This window comes from Paenibacillus sp. P4_E11 (assembly GCF_056401635.1).
In genome coordinates this window covers 1-2,354 of the sequence record NZ_JBFUIX010000338.1, presented here as the reverse complement: position 1 = coordinate 2,354, position 2,354 = coordinate 1, and the positions used below count along the sequence as shown (strand labels likewise).

Annotated in this window: 2 protein-coding genes; both read left to right on the top strand. The window is 49.6% G+C overall.

Annotation, left to right across the window (positions count from 1 at the left end; genetic code table 11):
- Window positions 1-1,575 (top strand): DUF8034 domain-containing protein (locus tag AC1DWB_RS33670; protein ID WP_477545443.1); only part of this gene is annotated, 1,575 nt, incomplete at its 5' end.
- Between the two features lie 192 nt (window positions 1,576-1,767).
- Window positions 1,768-2,354 (top strand): hypothetical protein (locus AC1DWB_RS33665; protein WP_477545442.1); only part of this gene is annotated, 587 nt, incomplete at its 3' end.

Genomic DNA, 2,354 nt, shown 5'->3' with positions numbered 1-2,354 from the left:
TGGATGCATCATGGGGAAGGGTATTTGTTCTTCTATTTCTTCGGCTTGGCCGACCCGAATGTGYTCAAGGACAAACAGCGGGCGATTAAGTTCGCCGGCTTCTATAACGGGACTAACCCGGATGTACCTAATTACGACCAAGATAAGAAGTTAATCCGTTCACCGATTACCGGGAGTAAGGGGCCGCGGTTCAATCAGACTGCGGAGGATTGGGAGACACATCGTGAGATATTGGACGAGTATTTGCCTCCATTCGAGGATATACCTGGCGTAGACGGCAACGGAAACGTATGCCCCTGGTCTGATGATGCCGTGTATGTTGAAATCTTAAGTCGAATCAATGAGAGACAGTCACGCGGCGACGTTCCGTTGAATCTGTGTGCAACGAGTATGCTCACGCATGCATATCTCTATACAGCTGATAATGYTTATCGAAGCTGGGTGCTTGAGTACTTGACAGCCTGGAAGGAGCGCACTTCACGAAATGGCGGTATTACCCCTGATAATATAGGGTTGTCCGGTGAGATTGGCGAATACAACGATGGCAAATGGTGGGGCGGCTATTACGGTTGGCGCTGGCCGCATGGATCGATGTCGATCCTGGAGCCGACGGTTATCTCAGGAAGCAATGCTGTGCTGTTGACTGGGGACTACTCGCATCTCGATTTGGCCCGCTCGCAGCTGGACATGCTATGGTCAATAGGGAAGCAGGAAGGTGATCAGTACGTCGTTCCGAACCGTCACTACGATGATGGCTGGCGCGATTACCGGATTCAACACCCGATGTATGCCGTCTATCTGTGGAACATATCGATGGATGAGGCTGATGCTGCGCGAGCTGAGCGAGGTTGGTCGTCCGAACTGTTCGACCATATTGATACAAGGTACAGCAGCTACGGACAGAGGACGAATGGCGGTCACATGGGCACGAACGGCAATGCCGCTCAATGGTTCCGCTATATTCGTGGCAACGATCCGGCTTATCCGATCAACATTCTGCGGACGAATTATGCTCAAGTGCAAGCGAGGCTAGCCAAGATTCGCTCTGAACAATTCGCTCCGGAGAAGACGGCGTTATCTCAGGCCGCGATGACGATCCACCAATGGCAGGAGCTAACGCCAATATTGATCGAAGGTTTAGCGCAACTCACAATGGGAGCGCCGATGCACGTCTATCACGGCGGGTTGCAGCATGCACGGGTTCGATACTACAATGCTCTGACGAAGCGCCCCGGACTTCCGGATTCGGTTGCTGCCCTAGTGGAATCCTTGTCAGCGGATTCAGTCACCTTGCAATTGGTGAACATGAATCTCTTCTCAGTCAGAGAGATCATCATTCAAGCCGGAACATTCGGCGAACATGAATTTGTTAGTGCGGAGAAGCTGACACAGGATGGGCAGACGATCGAAACGATGCCTATTCAGGGTAAGTGGTTGCTGATCCGAATGGAAGTTGGAACAGGGATCCGGTTGCGATTAGGAATGAAGCGTTATGTGCATCAGCCGACATACGAAACACCTTGGAGCGGTTCGAACGGATCGCCGCATTTGTTGCAAGGTAGAGAGATAGAGTAGCGAGATTGACTCGCATCAACAGATGAAGAGGGTATATACGATCCTGAATAGTCAGCGGAGATGAGCACCTTAAGTGGTGCTCGCTTTATGAGATGGTCTGGAGCAAATGATTCACTCCAGGCCGTCACATGAGTTGTGAAGTGACCCGTTTCGTCACTGATCTGCTATTCAACGAAGGGTGGTGGGGTCTCGATGATCATGAAATGGAGAAACAGTTATTATTTTCGGCTGGTCCTTTCCTACACGGTATTAGCCCTAGTATTAATAGGTATTACAGGTGTTTATTTGTTAACCAATGCGAATCGGATAGTGACGAGCGAGGTTTCCAAGGATGCGAGATACGGGTTATTGAATGTAAAGGACTCTGTGGAAAATAATTTTCTCCGTTTTTATGAAGACGCTTTCTTCAACAAGGTGCTGACGACAGTCAATAAAGATAGTAATGAGGAAATCAAATACTTGCTGGAAAATCCAGCTCAAGGCAATATATCGCKTATCGTTCGTTTCATTACAGACTTGGGGCTAATCAAGGATATGACCGCAGGGCTTGACGGCGTCACCGTATATATGCGGAAGGGCATGTATGCCATGGACAATGATCGCTATTACGAATCCCCTGATAATTCTCCAGATGCTGCTTTTATTCGAACGCTGGAAACGACCCGTCCCAATCATTGGTTTATGCGGGAGAAGCCGGATGCTCCGGGGCACCAGGTGATGACCTATGTGTTTACACTGCCTTATTATTCGACACCTGCTACGGCTACAGGGTTCCTGTA